The organism is Ruegeria sp. BC7, assembly GCF_056539165.1.
In genome coordinates this window covers 2,501-6,492 of sequence record NZ_JBQFUL010000017.1, presented here as the reverse complement: position 1 = coordinate 6,492, position 3,992 = coordinate 2,501, and the positions used below count along the sequence as shown (strand labels likewise).

At 53.1% G+C, this 3,992-nt stretch carries 1 tRNA gene and 2 rRNA genes; all 3 read right to left on the bottom strand.

Going from position 1 to position 3,992, the window contains the following annotated elements:
* Positions 1-126 precede the first annotated feature (126 nt).
* Positions 127-203, bottom strand: a tRNA-Met gene (locus tag ACR0KS_RS20325).
* Between the two features lie 90 nt (positions 204-293).
* A 5S ribosomal RNA gene (gene rrf, locus ACR0KS_RS20320) occupies positions 294-408 on the bottom strand.
* A gap of 192 nt (positions 409-600) precedes the next feature.
* A 23S ribosomal RNA gene (locus ACR0KS_RS20315) occupies positions 601-3,466 on the bottom strand.
* Positions 3,467-3,992: the final 526 nt, after the last annotated feature.

Genomic DNA, 3,992 nt, shown 5'->3' with positions numbered 1-3,992 from the left:
TGGTTTCGGGGAGAGGATTTGAACCTCTGACCTTCAGGTTATGAGCCTGACGCGGTGAAGACGTTAAGCGATTGATCCGGTGGATCAATTGTAGTCTGCACGGGCTGTGTTGGGGTTTTCTGACGCTGGTTGCGGGAGCAGGATTTGAACCTGCGACCTTCAGGTTATGAGCCTGACGAGCTACCGGGCTGCTCCATCCCGCGACACTTTGCGTTGGTCTACCGCCTATTCGGCTACTTGAGACCGGGTAGTGTTCTTTTCATCGTTTAGAGAGATGTGTGGGCTTTTACTAGGTTTGGCGGTGACCTACTCTCCCGGGGCTTAAGCCCAAGTACCATTGGCGCGGCAGTGCTTAACTTCCGGGTTCGGGATGGGACCGGGTGTTTCACTTGCGCTATGACCACCAAACCGAGGAAAAGCCCCCGTCGCGACTTTTGCGGAGCAAAAGCGCGACGTGCGGCAGGCAGCGTATTCGTTTACGAATGCGCGTTGCCGCACGGTTGTTATGTCAATCAACATCGCGGCTAGGCGCTGCGACGTTATCCATTGTCAAGGTCGGTGTATGCTTTCGGTTTTGATTTTGTCTTTCCATTACTGGATCAAATCAAGCCTATCGGGCGATTAGTACCGGTCAACTGAACGCATTACTGCGCTTACATCTCCGGCCTATTGACGTGGTGGTCTTCCACGGCCCTCAGGGAGACCTTGTTTTGAGGGGGGCTTCCCGCTTAGATGCCTTCAGCGGTTATCCTGTCCGATCATAGCTACCCAGCACTGCCGTTGGCACGACAACTGGTCCACCAGTGGATCGTTCACCCCGGTCCTCTCGTACTAGGGGCAACTCCTCTCAAGTCTCCTACACCCACGGCAGATAGGGACCGAACTGTCTCACGACGTTCTAAACCCAGCTCACGTACCTCTTTAAACGGCGAACAGCCGTACCCTTGGGACCTGCTCCAGCCCCAGGATGAGATGAGCCGACATCGAGGTGCCAAACACTGCCGTCGATATGGACTCTTGGGCAGTATCAGCCTGTTATCCCCGGCGTACCTTTTATCCGTTGAGCGATGGCCCTTCCACTCGGGACCACCGGATCACTATGGCCGTCTTTCGACTCTGCTCGACTTGTCAGTCTCGCAGTCAGGCTGGCTTCTGCCATTGCACTCAACGAGCGATTTCCGACCGCTCTGAGCCAACCTTCGCGCGCCTCCGTTACGCTTTAGGAGGCGACCGCCCCAGTCAAACTACCCGCCACGCAGGGTCCCGGATCCGGATAACGGACCGCGGTTAGACATCAAGAGTGCGAAGGGTGGTATCTCAAGGGAGGCTCCACAAGAACTTGCGTTCCTGCTTCAAAGCCTACCACCTATCCTGCACATCACAATCCTGATGCCAGTGCGAAGCTGTAGTAAAGGTGCACGGGGTCTTTCCGTCTAACCGCGGGAAGCCTGCATCTTGACAGGCAATTCAATTTCGCTGAGTCGATGTTGGAGACAGCGGGGAAGTCGTTACGCCATTCGTGCAGGTCGGAACTTACCCGACAAGGAATTTCGCTACCTTAGGACCGTTATAGTTACGGCCGCCGTTTACCTGGGCTTCAATTCAAGGCTCTCACCTCTCCTTTTAACCTTCAGGCACCGGGCAGGCGTCAGACCCTATACGTCGTCTTGCGACTTCGCAGAGCCCTGTGTTTTTAATAAACAGTCGCCACCCCCTGGTTTGTGCCCCCAGCCCCTAGTTGCCTAGGAACCGGGCCTCCTTCTCGCGAACTTACGGAGGTATTTTGCCGAGTTCCTTCAACATCGTTCTCTCAAGCGCCTTGGTATGCTCTACCAGTCCACCTGTGTCGGTTTAGGGTACGGTCTGATGGAGGGCTATTTCCAGGAACCACTCAGCGGCCCACCCAATCCGATAAGGGTGAACAACCTTCGTGATCCGTCACATCCTCCTGGCCTAGGAATATTAACCTAGTTCCCATCGCCTACGCCTTTCGGCCTCGGCTTAGGGGCCGGCTTACCCTGCTCAGATTAGCTTTAAGCAGGAACCCTTGGACTTTCGGCGAGAGTGTCTCTCACACTCTTTGTCGCTACTCATGTCATCATTCTCACTAGTGATCTCTCCACGGGATCGCTCACGCGCCCGCTTCATCGAAAACACTCTATCCTGCGCTACCGCCTATTCGGCTACTTGAGCGCGATTGCTCGCGCCAAATGACCGGCGATAATACAGGATGAGTGCTATGTCACACTACGCTCTGCTACCGATGCTTACGCATCCCTAGACTTCGGCTCATGGCTTGAGCCCCGTTACATCTTCGCCGCAGGACAACTTATTTAGACCAGTGAGCTGTTACGCTATCTTTAAAGGATGGCTGCTTCTAAGCCAACCTCCTGGTTGTTTTGGTCGTCCCACCTGCTTTCCCACTTAGCCATGAATTGGGGGCCTTAGTCGTAGGTCAGGGTTGTTTCCCTCTCCACTACGGACGTTAGCATCCGCAGTGTGTCTGCCATCTAGTACTCCCGGGTATTCGGAGTTTGGTTAGGATCAGTAAGCCTGTGGGGCCCCATTACCCATCCAGTGCTCTACCCCCCGGGGTATTCGGATGACGCTCTACCTAAATAGATTTCGCAGAGAACCAGCTATCTCCGAGTTTGATTGGCCTTTCACCCCTAGGCACAGCTCATCCCGATCTTTTTCAACAGATGTGGGTTCGGTCCTCCAGTAAGTGTTACCTTACCTTCAACCTGGCCATGCCTAGATCACTCGGTTTCGGGTCTGATCCCACGAACTCATACGCCCTATTAAGACTCGCTTTCGCTACGCCTACACCTAACGGCTTAAGCTTGCTCGTAAGACCAAGTCGATGACCCATTATACAAAAGGTACGCCGTCAGCTCGCAAGGAGCCTCCGACTGATTGTAGGCGTTCGGTTTCAGGTACTGTTTCACTCCCCTCGTCGGGGTGCTTTTCACCTTTCCCTCACGGTACTGGTTCGCTATCGGTCAGCAAGGAGTACTTAGCCTTCGAAGGTGGTCCTCCGATCTTCAGACAGAATTTCACGTGTTCCGCCCTACTTAATACGTCCATCAGAGCTTAGAATACGGGGCTGTCACCCGCTATGGCCATGCTTCCCAACATGTTCTTCTCACTCATCTGGCTCGGCTGGTCCCCGTTCGCTCGCCGCTACTAGGGGAGTATCAATTGATTTCCTTTCCTCCGGGTACTTAGATGTTTCAGTTCCCCGGGTTTGCTCTTAAAACCCTATGTATTCAGGTCTTAAGTACTTGGTTAAGCAACATATTGAGTAGCAAAACTAACAATATGAAGCTTTCAAGTGGGTTGCCCCATTCAGAAATCCATGGATCAAAGCTTATTCTCAGCTCCCCATGGCTTATCGCAGAGTATCACGTCTTTCATCGCCTCTTGCTGCCAAGGCATTCACCAAACGCCCTTCTCGCGCTTGATTTGATCCAGAAAAAGAAAGACACGACCTTATCTGTCCTACCGCCTATTCGGCTACTTGAGGACATGAACTCTTCCGGCCTTCGGCCTTCACAGTTCGGGGGGTCGGATCAATCGTGATGACCCAGCTGGTAACTAAAGGTCATCTTTCTTCTGAACCAAAAGCATACTTTCCCGCCTTCCATCCTGGAACCCGCGCTGCCGATGTCGGTCGGCCCCACGCAGAGGATAGAAGACAATGCATAACCGTTAAGTTATGCGGGTTAGTGTACTTGACTTGGACAACTCTGTTCGTTTCAGCCGGGATATTCAAAAAGGGACGAGGAAACATCCCTAATCAAACCTCCTCCGAAGAGGACCAACTGAGATCAACGCCTCACTCGGCGCGATCAAACAGTGTTGATTGATTTTCTCTCTATACGATGTCAATTGCGGCGACTTTCAAAGAAAGTCTGCCGGGTGCGAGGCAGCGTATTCTCGAAGAGAATGCGCGTTCGCACACCATAGTCTGTAAGAACAGACATCTCAGC